General features: G+C 43.7%; 20 protein-coding genes. 8 read left to right on the top strand and 12 right to left on the bottom strand.

All coding sequences use genetic code 11. The features are described 5' to 3' along the window. Positions 1 to 481: 481 nt before the first annotated feature. The 4 genes from glnA to ntrC all read left to right on the top strand — a co-directional run bounded on the left by glnA (position 482) and on the right by ntrC (position 5,027). Positions 482 to 1,891, top strand: coding sequence for a glutamate--ammonia ligase (gene glnA / locus AC1YY3_RS07525; RefSeq protein ID WP_481824227.1), 1,410 nt, complete (start codon positions 482 to 484; stop codon positions 1,889 to 1,891). Positions 1,892 to 1,949: 58 nt separating this feature from the next. Next, positions 1,950 to 2,207, top strand: a complete 258-nt coding sequence (locus AC1YY3_RS07530; protein ID WP_481824226.1) for a hypothetical protein — start codon at positions 1,950 to 1,952, stop codon at positions 2,205 to 2,207. A 333-nt stretch (positions 2,208 to 2,540) separates the two neighbouring features. Further along, positions 2,541 to 3,575 carry a nitrogen regulation protein NR(II) gene (glnL, locus tag AC1YY3_RS07535; protein WP_482194394.1) on the top strand — a complete coding sequence of 345 codons (1,035 nt, stop codon included), beginning with the start codon at positions 2,541 to 2,543 and terminating at the stop codon, positions 3,573 to 3,575. 18 nt (positions 3,576 to 3,593) lie between these two features. Next, positions 3,594 to 5,027: a nitrogen regulation protein NR(I) gene (gene ntrC / locus AC1YY3_RS07540; RefSeq protein WP_482194395.1), complete on the top strand. Its 1,434-nt coding sequence runs from the start codon at positions 3,594 to 3,596 to the stop codon at positions 5,025 to 5,027. A 92-nt stretch (positions 5,028 to 5,119) separates the two neighbouring features. Here ntrC and AC1YY3_RS07545 read toward each other — a convergent pair whose 3' ends face one another. The 10 genes from AC1YY3_RS07545 to AC1YY3_RS07590 form a co-directional block, all read right to left on the bottom strand. Next, the gene (locus tag AC1YY3_RS07545) at positions 5,120 to 5,380 is read right to left on the bottom strand and encodes a hypothetical protein (RefSeq protein WP_481824223.1); all 261 of its coding nucleotides are present in this window, start codon (positions 5,378 to 5,380) and stop codon (positions 5,120 to 5,122) included. A gap of 49 nt (positions 5,381 to 5,429) precedes the next feature. Then, positions 5,430 to 6,623, bottom strand: a complete 1,194-nt coding sequence (locus tag AC1YY3_RS07550; RefSeq protein WP_481824222.1) for an ISL3 family transposase — start codon at positions 6,621 to 6,623, stop codon at positions 5,430 to 5,432. 99 nt (positions 6,624 to 6,722) lie between these two features. After that, on the bottom strand, positions 6,723 to 7,151 hold the full coding sequence (locus tag AC1YY3_RS07555; RefSeq protein ID WP_481824221.1) for a putative toxin-antitoxin system toxin component, PIN family: 429 nt from the start codon (positions 7,149 to 7,151) through the stop codon (positions 6,723 to 6,725). Beyond that, the gene (locus AC1YY3_RS07560; RefSeq protein ID WP_481824220.1) at positions 7,151 to 7,408 is read right to left on the bottom strand and encodes a type II toxin-antitoxin system Phd/YefM family antitoxin; all 258 of its coding nucleotides are present in this window, start codon (positions 7,406 to 7,408) and stop codon (positions 7,151 to 7,153) included. Before AC1YY3_RS07560 ends, AC1YY3_RS07555 begins: the two co-directional genes overlap by 1 nt. Positions 7,409 to 7,497: 89 nt before the next feature. Then, positions 7,498 to 7,653: a hypothetical protein gene (locus tag AC1YY3_RS07565; RefSeq protein WP_481824219.1), complete on the bottom strand. Its 156-nt coding sequence runs from the start codon at positions 7,651 to 7,653 to the stop codon at positions 7,498 to 7,500. 300 nt (positions 7,654 to 7,953) lie between these two features. After that, positions 7,954 to 9,000: a hypothetical protein gene (locus tag AC1YY3_RS07570; protein WP_481824218.1), complete on the bottom strand. Its 1,047-nt coding sequence runs from the start codon at positions 8,998 to 9,000 to the stop codon at positions 7,954 to 7,956. Positions 9,001 to 9,066: 66 nt separating this feature from the next. Next, positions 9,067 to 9,741, bottom strand: a complete 675-nt coding sequence (locus tag AC1YY3_RS07575) for an SHOCT domain-containing protein (protein WP_481824217.1) — start codon at positions 9,739 to 9,741, stop codon at positions 9,067 to 9,069. Positions 9,742 to 9,798: 57 nt separating this feature from the next. Further along, complete coding sequence (locus AC1YY3_RS07580) at positions 9,799 to 10,131, bottom strand: hypothetical protein (protein WP_481824216.1); 333 nt, start codon at positions 10,129 to 10,131, stop codon at positions 9,799 to 9,801. Positions 10,132 to 10,352: 221 nt separating this feature from the next. Then, on the bottom strand, positions 10,353 to 11,714 hold the full coding sequence (locus tag AC1YY3_RS07585) for a tetratricopeptide repeat protein (protein WP_481824215.1): 1,362 nt from the start codon (positions 11,712 to 11,714) through the stop codon (positions 10,353 to 10,355). Between the two features lie 122 nt (positions 11,715 to 11,836). Beyond that, positions 11,837 to 12,250, bottom strand: a complete 414-nt coding sequence (locus AC1YY3_RS07590) for an SHOCT domain-containing protein (protein ID WP_481824214.1) — start codon at positions 12,248 to 12,250, stop codon at positions 11,837 to 11,839. Positions 12,251 to 12,895: 645 nt separating this feature from the next. Here AC1YY3_RS07590 and dcm point away from each other — a divergent pair. Further along, on the top strand, positions 12,896 to 14,197 hold the full coding sequence (dcm, locus tag AC1YY3_RS07595) for a DNA (cytosine-5-)-methyltransferase (RefSeq protein WP_481824213.1): 1,302 nt from the start codon (positions 12,896 to 12,898) through the stop codon (positions 14,195 to 14,197). Positions 14,198 to 14,235: 38 nt separating this feature from the next. Here the strand turns inward: dcm and AC1YY3_RS07600 are convergent, their stop codons facing one another. Next, on the bottom strand, positions 14,236 to 15,207 hold the full coding sequence (locus AC1YY3_RS07600; protein WP_481824212.1) for a class I SAM-dependent methyltransferase: 972 nt from the start codon (positions 15,205 to 15,207) through the stop codon (positions 14,236 to 14,238). Positions 15,208 to 15,470: 263 nt separating this feature from the next. Between AC1YY3_RS07600 and pdxA the strand changes: the two genes are divergently transcribed. The 3 genes from pdxA to AC1YY3_RS07615 all read left to right on the top strand — a co-directional run bounded on the left by pdxA (position 15,471) and on the right by AC1YY3_RS07615 (position 18,365). Further along, positions 15,471 to 16,463: a 4-hydroxythreonine-4-phosphate dehydrogenase PdxA gene (gene pdxA, locus AC1YY3_RS07605; protein ID WP_482194396.1), complete on the top strand. Its 993-nt coding sequence runs from the start codon at positions 15,471 to 15,473 to the stop codon at positions 16,461 to 16,463. After that, positions 16,456 to 17,253, top strand: coding sequence for a 16S rRNA (adenine(1518)-N(6)/adenine(1519)-N(6))-dimethyltransferase RsmA (gene rsmA / locus AC1YY3_RS07610; protein ID WP_481824210.1), 798 nt, complete (start codon positions 16,456 to 16,458; stop codon positions 17,251 to 17,253). Before pdxA ends, rsmA begins: the two co-directional genes overlap by 8 nt. Positions 17,254 to 17,393: 140 nt before the next feature. Further along, on the top strand, positions 17,394 to 18,365 hold the full coding sequence (locus tag AC1YY3_RS07615; RefSeq protein WP_481824209.1) for a 2-hydroxyacid dehydrogenase: 972 nt from the start codon (positions 17,394 to 17,396) through the stop codon (positions 18,363 to 18,365). 85 nt (positions 18,366 to 18,450) lie between these two features. Here AC1YY3_RS07615 and AC1YY3_RS07620 read toward each other — a convergent pair whose 3' ends face one another. Then, the gene (locus AC1YY3_RS07620; RefSeq protein WP_481824208.1) at positions 18,451 to 18,714 is read right to left on the bottom strand and encodes an RNA recognition motif domain-containing protein; all 264 of its coding nucleotides are present in this window, start codon (positions 18,712 to 18,714) and stop codon (positions 18,451 to 18,453) included. Positions 18,715 to 18,798 lie beyond the last annotated feature (84 nt).

An 18,798-nucleotide genomic window follows, 5' to 3' on the forward strand; every position in this document is an offset into this window, starting at 1 on the left:
TGAGCTGGTTGCTTTTCATGAAGCTGCTTTCGTTGGGGTCACCGACGGTTTCCAGCAAGGTGCTGGCTTCGGTCAGGCTTTTAGCGTGTACTGTACCAATGGCACAGAGCGCAGCGATTGCGGCGATTAAGGGTTTGAGGTGGGGACGGTGATTCTGTTTGTTATTCATGGTAACTCCTCTCTAATACTCTTCTAAGAAATTGTTTGTGTGATTGTCGCATACATAACTAAGCAAATATTATGCCAGTTGTAAAAATGCGAATTTATTGGGTTTGTGCAACAAGCCCTTAATAATACTGCTCTAATGTTGTGCGTTTTAAACAAATATGCACCATTTTAGTTATATGGCGGATCAATTTCCCTACAGTAGCTGTCGTTTTTCAACAACCGCTTTTTTTAGTGGCAAACCCAATAAAAAAAATGGTATCGTTACCCAGTTTGGCTAAAATCACAGAACTAATATCTTAGGAGACTATAAAAAATGTCAGCAGCAAACGTAATGAAAATGATCAAAGAAAACGACGTAAAATACGTCGATTTTCGCTTTTGCGATACCCGTGGCAAAGAACAACACGTCACGTTCCCAGCTCACAGCATTGATGAAGGCACTTTTGAAGAAGGCAAAATGTTCGACGGCTCTTCAATCGCAGGTTGGAAGCACATCAACGAATCCGACATGATCCTGATGCCTGAAGCATCAACTGCCGTGCTAGATCCTTTCTATGATGACAAAACCTTAATTTTGCGTTGCGATATTATTGAACCTAAAAATATGCAAGGTTACGAACGCGATCCACGCTCCATCGCAAAACGTGCAGAAGCCTATCTAAAATCAACCGGTATCGCTGATACCGCATTCTTCGGCCCTGAAAACGAATTCTTCATATTTGACGATGTGCGTTGGGGTACCGACATGAGCGGCTCTTTCTACAAAGTGGATTCCGAAGAAGCGGGCTGGAACTCAGAAAAGGTCTATCCTGATGGTAACATCGGTCATCGTCCTGGCATCAAAGGCGGCTATTTCCCTGTGCCACCAGTCGATTCCTTACAAGACATGCGCTCTGCCATGTGTTCAACATTGGAAGAAATGGGCATGGTCACTGAAGTGCATCACCATGAGGTGGCAACTGCTGGACAATGCGAAATCGGCGTAAAATTCAACACCTTGGTAAAAAAAGCGGATGAAGTGCTGGGGCTTAAATACGTAGTAGCCAACATTGCTCATGCTTATGGCAAGACAGCAACCTTCATGCCTAAACCATTGGTTGGCGATAACGGTAGCGGTATGCACGTACATCAATCACTCGCTAAAGGCGGCGTTAACTTGTTTTCCGGCGACTTGTACGGTGGCTTGTCTGAAACGGCGTTGTACTACATTGGCGGTATCATTAAACATGCCAAAGCACTTAACGCCTTTACCAACGCCTCAACCAACAGCTACAAACGTCTGGTTCCTGGCTTTGAAGCACCTGTGATGCTGGCTTACTCAGCACGTAACCGTTCCGCTTCTATCCGTATTCCTTTCGTTAACAACCCAAAAGGTCGTCGTATTGAAGTACGCTTCCCTGATTCAACTGCCAACCCTTACTTAGCGTTTGCGGCGATGATGATGGCAGGTTTGGACGGCATTCAAAACAAAATTCATCCAGGTGAAGCGATGGACAAGGATTTGTATGACTTGCCACCCGAAGAAGAAAAACTGATCCCACAAGTCTGCCACGCCTTCGACCAAGCCTTGGATGCGCTGGACAAAGACCGTGACTTCTTGACCCGTGGCGGCGTGTTCACCGATGATGCGATTGACGGCTACATCGACCTGAAAATGGCCGAAGTCACCCGTCTACGCATGAGTACACATCCCGTTGAATACGATTTGTATTACAGCTTGTAAAAGTAGCTGGTAGAGAAGCTCATAAACCTCGTAAGTCATTGGCTTACGAGGTTTTTTTATGTCTAACAACATCATGAAAGCTATTCATCAGCAAGCATTACAATTCATCGAAAATGACGAATGGGATGCTGCACATCAATTAATACAGGATTATTCCGACCCCTTATCTTGCCAAATTCACGGTTATTTGCACCGAATCGAAGGCGATTTATCCAACGCACGTTATTGGTATAAACGTGTTGGTATGGAGATGCCGGATACCTCAATGGAGCAGGAATTAAAGCACTTATCTGCACAAATGGCTGATAATATCTGATCGGATATCACGTAGTTAAAACCCTCAATATTCAGCTCAAACCCACTTTGCCGACATGTCGATTTAATTAATCGACAAGTCCTCAGGTAATTTACACGCCCCGACCAGTCAATCGCACTATAATGGTGCGACAATCAATTTCCAGCTTTTGATTTTTTGCTTAGTTGGTCAATGTCTAAGTGTTCTATTTCATAGCTTGCAAGCTTATATCAAGCCGTTAGCAGAAGGTGTTTTGCATAATTAGGCAAACTAACTAACTTTTTTAAAATATGGTCTGTTAATTGCTTATTTTTTAGAAGTGATTATTCCGAACAAAACGCCGGCCCAAAAATCATGTTTAAACGCATACTGGATCACCTCAATACCGCTACCCTATTATTCAATAGTGACTTAACCCTTGTTTACATAAATACAGCAGGGGAAATTCTACTTGCGGATAGTGCTCGGCATTTGGTTGGTGTTAGCGCAACGGAGTTATTCAAATTCTCTGATCCAGCATTGCTAATCAATTTACAACAATGCCTGACGATGGCTGAACCTTTGGTCGATCATGAGCTAATACTAGATCGTATGGGGCAAAGCTTTACCGTCAATCTGTGTGCTACGCCCTTGTTAGTCGATGACCGAGTTAACGAGATTCTGGTTGAATTGCAACGGATGGATAATCATTTACGTATTTCTAAGGAAGAACAGCTACTTAGCCAACAAAATACCGCGAGATTATTGGTGAGAGGTCTCGCACATGAGATAAAAAATCCCTTGGGTGGGCTGCGCGGCGCAGCGCAGTTGCTAAATATGGAACTGGAAGATCCCGACCTTAAAGAATATACCCAGATCATCATTGCAGAATCTGATCGTCTGCAAGGCTTGATGGACAAATTACTGGGTCCGAATAAGCCGCCTGACTTTAAGGTAATTAATGTTCACGAAGTGCTGGAACGGGTCAGGCAGCTCGTGGAAGCGGAATCTTCGGGTGGACTCAGCATTATTTGCGATTATGATCCCAGTATTCCTGACATTCGTGCAGACCGGAATTTGTTGATACAAGCCGTGTTGAATATCGCTAAAAATGCGGTGCAAGCACTCGATGGCAAGGGCAAAATCATTCTTAAGTCCCGCATTCAGAGAAACCAGATCATCGGTCGGCAGCATCATAAACTGGCAGTAAAAATAGACATTATCGACAATGGCTCTGGTATTGATCCTGACCTCATGGAACGTATTTTTTACCCGATGATTACCGGACGTGCAGATGGCACGGGTTTGGGCTTATCTATCGCACAATCATTGATTAATCAACATAACGGTCTGATCGAATGCCACAGCGAACCTGGCAGTACGGTTTTTTCGATTATTTTACCCATTTAAGCACAAGGAGAATTGGCAATGAGCAAGCCTGAAACTGTCTGGATTGTTGATGACGACAAGTCTATCCGCTGGGTGGTTGAAAAAGCCCTGCAAAAGGCGGACATCAGTACTCGGAATTTTTCTGCTGCTAGGGATCTATTGGATGCTTTGGATACAGACACGCCAGATGCCTTGATTACAGACATACGAATGCCGGGCATGGATGGTTTACAGTTGTTGGACAAAATTCAGATTAGCCACCCTGATTTGCCGGTCATTGTTATGACCGCACACTCAGATCTTGAAAGTGCGGTTTCAGCCTTTCATGGCGGGGCTTTTGAATACCTGCCCAAACCCTTCGATATTAAGGAGGTCGTTGATCTTGCCCATCGCGCTGTCCAACATGGGCGGCGGAATAAGGTGGATGAGCAAAAAGAACCCGCTGCGCTTGCTGCAACGCCAGAAATTATTGGTGCAGCACCCGCTATGCAAGAAGTGTTTCGCGCCATCGGACGATTGGCAAGATCCCACATCACCGTGCTTATCAATGGTGAATCAGGAACGGGCAAGGAATTAGTTGCCAAAGCCTTACACCGGCACAGCCCCAGAGCCAAAAAACCTTTTATTGCCTTGAATATGGCAGCCATTCCAAAAGACCTGATGGAATCGGAGTTGTTTGGTCACGAGAAAGGCTCTTTCACCGGCGCACAAGCGCGTCGTTCCGGTCGATTTGAACAAGCTAACGGCGGCACTCTCTTTCTCGACGAAATCGGCGATATGCCCGCAGAACTGCAAACGCGATTGCTGAGGGTACTTTCCGATGGGGAGTTTTATTCGGTCGGTGGTCATTCAGCGATAAAAGTGGATGTGCGTATTATTGCTGCAACCCATCAGAATCTTGAAGTGCTGGTTGAGCAAAGCCGTTTTCGGGAAGATTTGTTTCATAGATTGAACGTTATCCGCATCCATATTCCCGCACTGCGGGAACGGAAACAAGACATTCCCCTATTGCTGCGCCACTTCTTAACCCAAGCGGCGCAAGAACTTAACACCGAAGTCAAACTGCTGACCCAGGATGCGGAAAGTTTTTTGAGTGGCTTAGAATGGCCTGGCAACGTCAGGCAGTTGGAGAACAGTTGTCGCTGGCTTACCGTCATGGCATCCGGTCGGGAAATACAACTGGATGACCTGCCACCTGAATTGCTTAATACAACGATGGCTACAGAAGGCACTGTAACCGATTGGGAAACATCACTGAGAAACTGGATTGACCATCAACTCATCAAACGCGCCCAATCCGGCGCAGCTAGCCACAGCGATGTAGCCAAACAAACCATCCCTATCGTGGAAAGCATACTAATCAAAGCTGCCTTGGACTTCACCCGTGGACGGCGGCACGAAGCCGCTTTGTTACTGGGTTACGGACGGAATACCTTGACCCGCAAGGTAAAAGAGCTGGGTATTGAGGAGTGATTATTAACTTGTTTGTCAAATGTTAGACTTGGAGGCGTAACGGATCGAAGTATGAGGCACTGAAACCTTCGGTTCTGCAAGCTATATCGAGATTAATTATTACTTCCTGCTAATTTCTTAATCTCATCCTTTTGGGCAAGAATACTTACCACTTCCTCAATCAATTCCACCCCTTTTGCTTTCATTGCAACTTCAGCGATAGCTTTTGATAATTCTGAGTAAAAACTCTCATCGCCCGTAAGCCGATGCCAAAAATCCTTGCCTATGTGTAAGGAATAATCGTGTTTATCCCTAAGGTTTTTAGGGTATTCGTAAAACCGTGTGGAATTTCTAAAAATCTCATTTTTTATCACCGTGTGGAATTATCACCCCATAGTTTAAAAAATCATCACCCATTTTTGGCTAGCCATAGCCCAAAACATCTTCCTGGATTCCCGATTTAAAGGATTTTTTCTTGATTTTATGTTTGGCATTGGTGAACAGGACTTTTGCTCTTAACACCTCAAAACTGTAACCACGGCCTTGTCGGGCAATCGATTTGATATGGTTGTTGGCTGACTCTGTGTAGTCGTTAGTGAGTTTATGGTCGAAGTAGTTGAATACTTCCGTATGCCAGTTTTCTATTGCTTTCTCCAGATCGGCAAAATAGCCACGGATACTGGTAGGGATTGAATCTTTCCAGTCCAGGTAGGTGGTTTCAGCTTGCTTCCTGGTCAGATTGCTATCCCAAATGCCATAGAAGCGTTCCTTGGCGTGATAAAGATCGTGAAGCAATGGATAGTTTTCCGTCCAGCTTGACAACAGGAACTCTTGGCTTGCATCTAGGTCACGCCGTCGCCTCAGCATCAAGAAGCGGTCTTTTTTAAGCTGCTTGACCTCATCTTTGGTCATTTGGCCGCGCAGGTCTTTACGACCCTTCTCCACGGCTTCATTCGCCATTTTTACGACATGGAACTTGTCGATAACGATCACTGCAAGGGGAAGCACAGCACTAACAGCATCGCGGTAAGGCCGCCACATATCCATCGTGACGTACTTGATTTTCTTCAACGACTTGAAACGGTACAAGGCATTGATAACCGTTTGTTTCTTACGGCTGCTAATCAGGTCTAAAATCGTGTTTTCGCCAATATTGGTGAATACCAGGCGCATTTTGCGGTTAAGATGGACTTCATCTATCCCCAATATTTCTGGCGATTCAAATTGATATTTTTCCTCCAGCTTTTCAATGTAACTGCCGACAATCTTCCTGACCGTGCCTTCCGTGACCCCGATCTCATCGGCAACACTGGTGAATGTCCTGTCCAGGGCATTGTTCTCAACATATTCCACTAGCCGATTGGTGGCACGGTGGTTATCATTGATGTCGCTGCAATCTTGGGAAAATGTTTTACTACAGCCCCGGCACTTATAGCGTTTGCGCTCTAGCAAGACACCTACGCGGCGACCATGGATGGGCGTATCCATGTACAGGTGCGTCTTCGTGCCATGACCATAAAACGCCGTGCCCAAGCACTCCAGGCAGAATTGCGGCTCAGTGTTGGGTACGGCATAGATAGGGTAATCGTTGCCGTTTTGTTCCTCGACCCGGGTCACTGTGATTGAGGGGAGATTTAACAGCATTTCCTGGCAATGCTGACAGTTTTACATTTGATAACCCGCACAACAAACCATCCTACCCAACATAGTATCGCTTTACGGATTCGCAAGCCCATCCCACGCCGCTAGGAATTGGGCAGGAGTGATAATGGCAAAGCTTTCGCGTAAGGCCAATAAATCGCTATCGCCACTGACTAAATAATCTGCTTTTGCAGCCATCAATGTTGCTAACAGCATTTCATCATCCGCGTCTTGTGGTACATAGGCTTTAACGCTGCTAATATCTACATATTCAGCGCGATAAGCCAGCAGTTTAACGAAGAGGTTTATTTTTTCGGCTGACCAATTCAAACGTTTTTGAATTTTTGGGTATGCTAAAACCCGTTTGATTTCTTCCAATTGTGCTTCACAAATCAGCAGCGTAAAGCGATTGTCTTTCCAGGCCTGAACAATTTGCCCCGTTGTGCCTTTAGGTGACATTAGCCCAGATAAAATGACGTTGCTGTCTAAAACAACACGCAACATTATGCGCGTTTAGCCTCACTTAACAGCGCGTTAATGTCATCTTCACTACTATCGGCAAAGGCTTGGGCAATTTCATTACTCATGGATTGAAAGGCTTGCTCATTTTGGCGAAATTTCTCAAACAGCATCATATCAACCAATGCTGCAACGGGCTTGCCAGCATGGGTAATAATAATTTGCTCATGCTGGTATTGAACTTCGTCAAGCAGCTCGTTTAAGTTCTGCTGCACTGTCATGGCAGAAGTTTCTCGAATCATTGTTAAAGCCTCAGTGAAAGCGTGATTGCACGGGTGATTTTCAGTGTAACAGACTATGCATCGTAGATTCAATGTTCAATGACGGTTTGCTAGAGCGAAACCATCTTACGCGTTGGTGTTTCTGGATAAAACATATGCGCCTTGCCAAATGACAACGAGAAGGTATGCACATTGTCCGGGTTTTTATGGAGCAAATAGCCCAGGTCGGTGGCGGGTTTATAGGTTGTTGTGAGGGTTAGCAGCACGTTTCGGCAGTGTTAATATAGATTGTGCCAAGGAACTGGGCGCATCGGTTACTGAAGCAAATCATACGCGAACGATGCGCTTACCATCTTTCGGTACATCTTGTAAGCCCATCTTATGGCCTTGAAACCTGAGCCCATGTAGCTCCGATTAGCGTTAGCGTAATCGGAGGAATGGTATCCTTAACACTCATACGTACGATTTCGCTAACGCTAATCGTACCAACGGCTCTTTTCCATACCATGTTAATGACGGTTTGCTGGCGAGAAACCATCTTACGGGTTATTGGTTGAAAGGGTATTTCAAACTCGAATTCCTAGAATTTGTGACCAAACTTTATCTTTTAACTCATCAGCTACTTCTTTTGCGGTTTTTGTTTTACCTTGTCCAGCCACATTGAAGTACTGCTTGCTGCCTTGCATAGCGAAACGACTATCCTTTATAAAATTGGTATCATAAAGCTGGCCAAGCAAAAATACTCGATAAGGCAGGTTATCATTTGGTCGTCTTTTGCCCACAATATCAATGGCTTCTCTAATAAGTTCAGATTTATTTTCTTTGTTATTTTTCCACATTATTTCCGCCGATTCTTTGGATTTCACATCAATTACGGCACGAATTTGAGCAATTTTTTCTACTTTTTTATCTCGGTACGTACCAAAGAATTCGCTACGTTTATGAGAGTAAGCTCCGCCGCTAGCCGGACAAATATAAGCTCCTCCTTGTGTATTAATTTCATTCTCTTTGTACTCAATTTCATCAAAAGAAGCCTTGCAGTTTACAACATCAAGCCTACCTTTCCAGGATGGCAGCAGCTTTTGTTTATCAAAATATGCCCGCAGTTCTTCGATGTTATCAGCTAGATTTTTTGTCAAATGTGGCAATTGTAAGCATTCAATGAACTCTTCAAATGATTTGGCTGCAAAAAAAATGATCTCACCTTGTTTGTTTTGACAAAGTGTTTGAATATTTGGCAATCGTCTAGCCTCCTCTTCTTCAAATAGCCCCAACGCAACCAGTATCTTTGATCCATTTTTATTATCTAAGCCCTGCAAATGCCTTTTAAGTTGCTCTTCATCAAATTGATTCGAGTTTTTTGTTTCAATGAAAATTGTAATTGGCTTTTGAACTATAAGCCCATCAGGAATACCATTTCCTTGTTTTTCTTGCTGAGAAAACACAACACCAATTTGGTTACCGATTACCTCATCACCCAGTAAGTTAGTTAATGCTCCCGCCAGATAACGCGGATTTTCCTCATAAACCATCTTTAAAACGAGCAGACAGTAATTGGTTGTTCTATTCTCGCTTTTCGAAAAATCTGAAAACAGGCTGATAGGCTTTCCCATGAAATTTATCCTTGTATTGATATTTAATAATCTACGGTTAGGGGCAATATCCCCACAATCCAACTTTTAATTTAGGCCACCACACTCCAGCCAATCTTTTGAAATAACAGCACTTTTATTTTGACCATTATAAATACACTCATAACCACCATTGTCTGTATTTTTCATCCAACCTATATAAACTGTATCTCTAGTATTTCCTGTAATTCTTGAAAGACAATCGAAACTGTATCCAATAATATGTACTGGATAATTTAATGCGCCAGCAGTTTTATTAATATGCTCAATAATATGTATATTCTCAAATCGATCACAAAATGCTGATAACCCAGCACCTTCCGGCCTTTTAATTAGCTCGAACCCTATTTTTTCGTTCGAGTCACTAGAGCCAGTCAAAGTGTTAGATTCAGTTTCTGTTTTTTGTTCTGATTTTTCAGTAGTGATCTCCACGGGACTAGAAAAAAACTTATCATATGAATAAATACCAATTTTCCAAACACCATAAATACATACAAAAATAAAAAGTATGCCAATTATGAAATCTTTGTTATCTGTTGTGCTGGAAGTGTTAGAGTTTGCTGATGAATTGTTCATTTTCTTGCTATTGAGATCATTCTTCATATTGGTTGTAGGCAAAATCTTGCACATTGATCTTTTCTTATGTTCTTGAAACTCTTCTTCAGTAAGCGCACCGTTATCCCGAAGATTCGCCAGTTTTTCTAGTTCATCGGCAATACTCATTTTTTCTCCTTAGACCAGGGGTTGTAAATTTAGAATTAACATATTTGAATCCAGAGCTTAGCGCGACGATAGGCAGTAATTGCCACTTGCCGTCCAACCCGACGGGCAACTGCCTTGCTTGTGAATGGCGGGTTTGGCGGAGTTTCCGGCAAGGCAATAACCGCCGCTGGTGGAATAACCGCTCGCACAAGAGCCACGCTTTTCAATGGCAAAACGGGCGTTACTGCCGGGTTTGCAGTAGCTGCCGCTGGTTGCATAGCCTAATGGGCAAGCTCCTGTTTTTGCTATGGGCTGGGCTTGCAGTGTTTGGGTGGCTTGGGCTGTGGGAAAAGCTAAGGCGATAATCAGCCCGATCAAGAAAGAAGCTATATTTGCATTGGTTTTAAGCATTGTTTGTGTGTTGATCATTGTTTGTCTTTCCAATTGCTACTGTTAAACTCATAAACTCTGGTGGATATGAAATTAAATTAAGCCGTACGTGGTGAGCCTGTCGAACCATGAGCGGATTAACCATTCATCCTTCGACAGGCTCAGGACGAACGGTTAATCCTTAACTTAACGGTATTCCAGAAGAAATGGGTATCTTTTGAACTTTCCATACATTTCAATATTTATTGGCTTGCTTCACCGCTTTCTGGGGCGGTTTCCGGTTGCAGGCTGGACTTAACGTAGCTGTAGGCGTTCGTTAAGGCTTTGCTCAATGCCGGGTTGGTTTCATTGATACCGCTTTGAAGACGACTTAACGCCTTCTCTTTATTTTCCGCAAAGCGGAAGAAATTGATATAGCAATTGGTGGCGGCGGTTTCGTTGCCTTCCAGCGCAAACGTCCTGCCCAAATTAGCCCATGCTTGCGCCCGTTCCGGCTTTAACTGCAAGGTATCCACCAGGGCTGCTTTGGCTTTGGTGAAGTTGTTTTCGGTAATGCCTTCTTCTATACGGGCGTAGGCGAGGTTGTTCATAATTTCAATATCCGCCGGATCGGTCTTGTGGGCTTCTTGCAATACGGGGATGGCGTCGGTGTATTTTTTCTCGCCCATTAATGCAATCGCGGTGTCGTTCAACTTCCGCGCCGCTTTGCGGTCGCCTTTGGCGGGTCTTCCGAGTTCCGTCAGGCTGTTTTTGGCGGCAAACAGCTTTTCGGTGTCTCGCGCCGCATCAATCATCTGAATAACAAAGGGCGTTGCGGGGGAATCGTATTGGATTAAATCCGTAGATGGTTTGGCTGATGGTGGTGTGCTTTCTTCTTTTGGTGTGCTGGCGGTTTCTGTTGCCGGGGCTGGTGTTTTTTCAATTTCTTTTGGCGTTTTTATCTCCTGTGACGGGTTTGAAGCTTCGGAAGATATAGGTGCGTTGTTATTATCGATCTGTGCGTTTGTATTAGTAATTTCGATAGATGAATTGTTTTCTGAACCAATCGATTGTGGCTGGGAAGCCATTGGGCTAGTTGGATTATTAATTATTTCGTCAACATTGGCCGACAAACATAAAATTTGTGAGAAATTATAAGCTTTTTTAAAAGTATGCAAATCATAAGAAAAACTGAATTCAGCATCTCCTATCATTCCGCTATTTGCTTTAACAATATCATTGTTCAAAAAATCTTCAATGATAGCCGGAGTTAAGAAAATGACGCGACTCCCATCATTATCTAATTTTTTGTCCAAAGAGTAATAGCGATCTTTAAATTCTAACCGGACTTCACCTCCATTATCGCTGATTCTGTTTTTTGTAAATATTTTGTTTTTACCTAAATCTTGGCTAATAATTATATGCAGATCCCAGTTTGAATGTGCGAAAGGTATGCCTTCTAAACCAGCATCTCCGTGAATAGATATTCTACATCCTGATAATTCTCCAAAATCATTTTTCATTATATATAAGCTTGTACTTTTGCTGATTTCATGTCCCATAAAACCATTTAAATCTTTTCCCTCTTTAATCGTATCTAACTCATCTTTTTCAGCAATTGTCAAAATTATCTTTTTATTTTCTGATATTTCAGATGAGCTCGGTATTGGTACTTTGTAACTTTCTGTACTTGCCTGATTAGGTGTTTCACTTTCCTGAGAGTTAAAGCTCTTAGAACAAGTTTTGGCTAGAAAAAAACAATCAATATTACTCCAACAATAATACGCCAAGTTGTACTATTGCCGGACTTTTCAGGTTTTTCTTGACTGGTATCATTTGTGTTGGCAGCAGATGTAGATTCTTCCTCATTTCCCTTTCCGTTTATGTTTTCTTTTAACTCATTATTCTTGTCCAAAACATTGTCTTGTATTATTTCTGCTGACGCTTCGGGTTCAGCATTAGCATTGTCGTTTAATGCTTCTGTTTCATTCCCGATTTTGCCTTCAGGCGGCTTACTTTTGGCATTTTTATCCTTATCGTCTACCGACGAGGGCTTTTCCGTACCCAAAATTTGCACCTTAAGTTTCTGAAACTCTTCGTCGGAAATAACACCCCTGTCGCGCAGCTTTGCCAGTTTTTCTATTTCATCAGCAACATTCATTGTTTACCCCTTAAACAAGTATTTGTTATTTTTGGTTTATTTATTTGATCCGTTTGCGGCAAAACAAGCGCGTTGCCGACATTTGCTGAGTTCTGCCCAGTTTGGCAAATAATCATCTGTTTTAAGCATTACGGGTGAACTGGCAACCAAGCACTTAAACACGGCTGGTTAAACCCCATTTTTGGCCTCAGCTTCACCCATCAATAAAACCTATTACTGGAATATGTTGACCACTGATTGTCTTATTGAACTGCTAAACGCTCCTATCATCTTGAATGAAGTAGCTATTCTTCCGCTTGAGATTAGTTTATATTGAATAATTTACAACCAAATATAACCATAAATCTTTGAAAACACGCAAGCAATATATTGAATTTGGCATAAAAATTTATGCTCTATTCGGTTTTTTAATTTTTTGACCCTTACGGGCAAAGTTTGGAGGCTAATAGTGTTAAGGTGTCTTACTGTTATTCTCAGTCACTCCTGAAAACTTATTTGTTCGGCATTAAAATTTTTTCAAAATTCCACACAGTTTTACGATTTAGGCATAGTAAATTAAATGGGTTTTCCAACCATTTTCCACACACTTTTACGAATACCCCTAATATAAAATAACCATAACAACAACATTACACAGGGTTATCAATGAAGGATTTTTACTCATTGTCTGAGGTTGCCGATATGCTGGGGACTACCAAGGAAACCCTAAGGCGTTGGGATAAGTCAGGTAAGCTTACTCCGGTAAGACCCCCAATCAATAATTACCGTGTTTATAGATCGAAAGACTTGGAACAATTTGAAAAAATTGGGTTTATGTTTAAAGAACAAATTCAGGTCAAGGATGAATTCCCTTTAAAACGATACACATCCATCGAATTGTTTGCTGGGGCTGGTGGGCTTGCGCTTGGATTAGAAAAAGCAGGATTATCCAACATCCTGCTCTCTGAAATTGATAAAAATGCTTGCGAAACCTTAAGAAAAAATCGGCCTGAATGGAATGTAGTCGAGGGTGATGTTGCCGAGATTGACTTCACGCCTTATAAAGGCAAGGTTGACGTGATAACGGGCGGCTTCCCTTGCCAAGCATTTTCCTATGCCGGAAAACGCCTGGGCTTTGAAGATGCGAGGGGAACCTTGTTTTTTGAATTTGCCCGGGCTGTTAAAGAAACCCAGCCACTCATTTGTGTTGGTGAGAATGTGCGCGGCCTGCTCCAGCATGAAAACGGCAAAACCATTGAGGGCATGATTTCTGTCCTTGATGAACTTGGCTATGACGTGATGTCTCCTCGGTTATTAAAAGCACTCTTTTATCGCGTCCCGCAAAAAAGGGAAAGAGTACTCTTAGTAGGCTTGAGAAAGGACGCTAACCTTAAGTTTGAATGGCCCCTTGAGAGTAATGAGATATTTACGGTTCGGGATGTATTGAAAAGAGGTAAGTTATATCCTACCGATGTGCCGTTGTCGCTGGGTCAGGCATATCCAAAAAATAAGCGCGAAATCATGGAGTTGATCCCACCAGGAGGCTATTGGCGGGATCTGCCAATTGACCTACAAAAAAATTACATGAAAGGTTCGTTTCATTTAAGTGGTGGAAAGACAGGAATGGCGAGAAGAATTTCTTGGGATGAACCTTGCTTAACCCTTACTTGTGCGCCTGCTCAGAAACAAACAGAACGCTGCCATCCCGAAGAAACCAGACCCTTTACCGTTAGAGAATATGCCCGCATCCAAACTTTTCCTGATGATTGGGAATTTGCGGGCCCTTTAACATCCCAATATGCCCAAATTGGAAATGCCGTTCCTGTTAATCTTGCTGAGGCCGTCGGCAAAGCAATTATTAGAACGCTGAATAGTTGCTATAGAAACAATCAGCAGCAACAAATAACGCAAAAAGCATACCCCACCCAAGCAATTTGCAACATTGGTTTGGAAGCTGTAATTGTTTGACTCACTTTTCTAAATCCCAGTGCATCAGAGTTTTATGCTCAAGCATAAAGCCGATCAAGCAATTTTTTCCCAGTAACAAAATCAGCAATCGCGTATTTCTCATTCATCATTCTGCTCATCCTGCACAAAAACCGTTGATAAGGCCATGCGGTCAAATAATGCTTAACTACAGTGTGGTTGTTGACTATGTTTATGATACGTTCTGCATTATTAGGAATTTTTAATGCCTTATCGTTAGTTATTTCAGCAGCCAGTGCATTCTTCTGGAAGAAAACCGTTATATTTGCGCCATCTTGGGAAATTTTATGCTCCACTTCGCTAAAGCCGACCTTTTCGCCGATCTTACGTAAAGTAGCCAAATTGAAATTGAAAATATGGGCTTCGTGGAATGTGCTTTTTGGCGATTGGCAAGTTGCCTCTATCGTAGGTACTTCCACGACCAAAATGCCTTGGGGTTTTAGTAATGAATGTAGCTTGGTTAGCACGTCGCAGGGATTTTCAGTATGTTCAAGCACATGCCAGATGGTAATCAGGTCGAAAGACTCGTCCGGTTGGTTGATGTCTTGGATGAAGCCGACTTGAACATTCAAGCCATATTCCTGTTTTGAATATTCAGCATAGCCTTTGTTTGGCTCTATGCCGTTAACCTCATGACCCAACGTTTGCAGCAAGTAAGCGAATTCGCCGCCGCCTGTGCCAACATCGAGGATTTTCTTCGGTTGGGCTATCCAATTGCCCAGTAGCTTGCGACGACCCAAAGCTACTTTTCCGGCACGCAGGATATGTTTCGGTTTGGGGGTGAACGTACCCTTGTATTCAACCCTGTAATCGTCTTCGTAATAACTGCGCGTATCATGAGGTAAAGGATCAGACCAAACCAGTCCACAATCTTTACATATTACAGTCCTAAGCGGCTTACCGTTGCGGCTATAGTTGGCAAGGGTAGAAACATCTGTACCGCCACAAACATTACATGGATTAGTACACGATTCCTGATGGTTTTGTTGCATTGATTGTTCTCTGAAGTGTTGTATTTTTTGTTGAGACTGCGGCTTGAATCCTTTATTGTTCAGTCAAAATAGCACAATTTAATGTGCTGTACTATTTTGAAGTAATTAGAACTTAAAAATATTACCGGAGTATTGGATTGGCAATGATATTGCCCCAAAAAATTTTCTTTGGTATTTTGGCATAGAAAATTGCAACGCAAAGGTGGAATTAACCCAGTTCAACGTTGTATCCTGTAAAATCCCTCATTTTTCCTTTGCAAAACATGGCTAATAACCAAAACCTAAAACGCATCGCGTTAACGCCTGGTGAACCCGCTGGCATAGGGCCTGATTTATGTATAGCTTTAGCGCAAACCGATTTGCCTTGCCAACTGCTTGTAATAGCAAGCCCAGACTTGCTGCAAGAACGCGCTAAACGATTAGGGCTGCCGTTAAAGATAATTGAATTCAATGCTGACGCACCCATAGAAACAAGCAAAGCCGGGCAACTGACTGTATTATCTGTTGACCTTATCGCGCCTGTTAGTGCGGGTCAGCTAAATGTTGCCAATAGCCGTTATGTATTAAAAACCATCACCAAAGCCACCCAAGGCTGCTTAAAAGGCGCGTTTGATGCGATGGTCACTGCACCTGTGCATAAAGGCGTTATCAATGATGCTGGAATTGCATTCACTGGTCATACCGAATTTATCGCCGATATTACCGGCGGCAACCCAGTAATGATGTTGGCAACGCCCGGATTGCGGGTGGCTTTGGTGACCATCCATTTGCCCTTGTCCGAAGTCCCAAAAGCGATTACCTATAACCGTGTGCGGCAAGTTATCCGCACCTTGGATCACGATCTGCGTAGCCGTTTTTCTATTGAACAGCCCAGAATATTGGTTTGCGGCCTGAATCCACATGCCGGAGAAAACGGCTACTTGGGGCGGGAAGAAATTGACATTATTGAGCCTGTACTAAATGGTTTACGTAAGCAAGGCATGAATCTTGATGGTCCGTTACCTGCTGACACGCTGTTCACTCCCAAATATCTCGATAAAGCCGATGCCGTATTAGCAATGTACCACGATCAAGGCTTACCGGTACTCAAGCATAAAGGTTTTGGCAAGGCCGTAAATATTACTTTGGGATTGCCCATTATCCGCACCTCCGTCGATCACGGCACCGCGCTGGATTTGGCAGGGTCAGGACTGGCTGACCCAGGCAGCTTACGTTACGCACTGGAAACCGCATTGATGATGGCAAATAATGACTAATACCACACATACACCGCGCAAGCGTTTTGGTCAGAACTTTCTGCACGACTATTCTGTTATAGCCAATATTTTAGCCAGCTTACAAATCAAGTCGGGTGAACACTGGGTTGAAATCGGACCAGGACAAGGTGCTTTAACGATGCCGCTACTCGATAAAAACATCTCGCTAGATGTGGTGGAGTTGGACAGGGATTTGGTGCGATTGCTAAAGGATAAATTCAAAGACAATAAGAATTTAACCATACACAGCGCAGATGCCCTGAAATTTGATTTTTCTGCACTCGTTAAGCAGGATAAAAAGCTACGCATTATCGGGAATCTGCCGTACAACATTTCCACGCCCTTGTTATTTCACCTGCTGGAAAATGCCGCTTGCATTGCCGACATGCAGTTTATGCTGCAAAAAGAAGTCGTTGACCGGATATGTGCCGCGCCTGGCAGCAAAAAATACGGTAGGTTAAGCGTGATGATGCAGTATTACTGTGCGGCGGAGTGCTTGTTTGATGTCTATCCCGAAAGCTTCGATCCGTCACCGAAAGTCATGTCAGCCATCATAAAATTGATACCACATCCCAAGCCACCTGTGGTGGTCAATGATCTGATGGTATTCAAACAAGTCGTCACCCAAGCTTTCTCGCAGCGACGTAAAACCCTGAGAAATTCACTCAAAAAGCTTATCAGTGAAGATTGTTTTGTTCGTTTAGGTATTGATCCAGTAGCGCGGGCGGAGACAATTTCCCTGCTTGAGTTTGCCAATTTGAGTAATTGGCTGGCGGAAAATACCGAGTGATAAGCAGGTGTGGTAGATTGCTCACAGAGTACAAAGTTAGCTCCAAACCATGATATATTTGCCCGATAAACCCGCTGGGGTTCGCACCTTACCCTAGAGTTGGTTAGTTCTTATTAAGAATCGCCATAAAATAGCAGCCAATGAATAAACCCAAAGTTATCGTAACCCGTAAATGGCCTGCTACCGTGGAATCGCGGTTACAAGCATTATATGATGTGCAGTTAAACGAATCCGATGTTCCCATGACGGCGGATGAGCTTAAGATTGCCTTACAAACTGCGGATGCGCTACTGCCGACTGTGACCGATCCGATTACCGCCGACATCCTTAGCGTGCCTAACAAGCGTGCCAAAATCATCGGTAATTTCGGGGTCGGTTATAACAATATCGATATAGCAGCAGCAAAACGTGAAGGGCTGGTTGTTACCAACACGCCACATGTGCTGACCGATTGCACGGCGGATATTGCCATGTTGTTGCTGTTAATGTCGGCAAGACGCGGTTCGGAAGGCGATAGGCTGGTTCGTAATCAGCAATGGACGGGTTGGCGACCTACGCACATGCTGGGTCAGAAAGTGACGGGCAAAACCTTGGGATTGATTGGCTTTGGGCGGATTGCCCAAGCCGTAGCAAGAAAGGCGCATCATGGTTTTGGCATGAAAATCATCTGCACTGCGCCGCACGCTCCTGTGCCTGATGTCCTGCAAGAATTTCAAGCCACTTACTACGCCACGGCCGACGAAGTGCTTGCTAAAGCTGACTTTATCTCGCTGCATTGCCCAGGCGGGGTGGCGACCAAGCATTTAATCAACGAGCAACGCCTGAAATTGATGAAGCCATCGGCACACCTTATTAATACCGCCAGGGGCGACGTGGTCGATAGCAAAGCTTTGATTAAGGCACTGAAAGAGTGCTGGATTGCTGGTGCAGGCTTGGATGTGTTCGAAGGTGAGCCAAATATCGACCCAGGCTTTTTGGAATTGGACAATGTGGCGTTATTGCCGCATTTGGGCAGTGCAACGGAAGAAACTCGCGTGGCAATGGGTAACCGTGTGTTGGATAATATCGCGGCGTTTTTTGCTGGGGAAGAGCCTGGGGATAGGGTTGCTTGAATAATGTGTTGTTAAGTCAAGCAATTAAGCCCCTTTTCATGGACGTAGAGACACAAAATTTTGCGTCTCTACGTTTGAATATTGCTTAACGCCTTCCGCCCCGAACAGCAGTCACATCTTCAAATTTAACTTTCAGTGGTTTACCGCAGTACAGGTTGCCGTCCAAACCAGCAATAGCTGCCCTGGCTTCATGACCTTCCATGCCGATAAAACCGAAGCCTCTGCATTTGCCGCTGAAAATGTCGGCAACAAGTTGTATGGAACGGACTTTGCCGTATTGGGCAAATAAGGTTGTTACTGTTTCTTCTGTGGCATCGCTAGGCAAGTTGCCTACAAATAATCGTTTCAAGTGTCATGTCCTAATTCATTAAGTGGAGAGTGGTGTTAGTAGCAAACTACATTTAAGCCAGTAAGTAGGCTTGAATAGAAGCTG

It is taken from the genome of Methyloglobulus sp., from assembly GCF_964779595.1.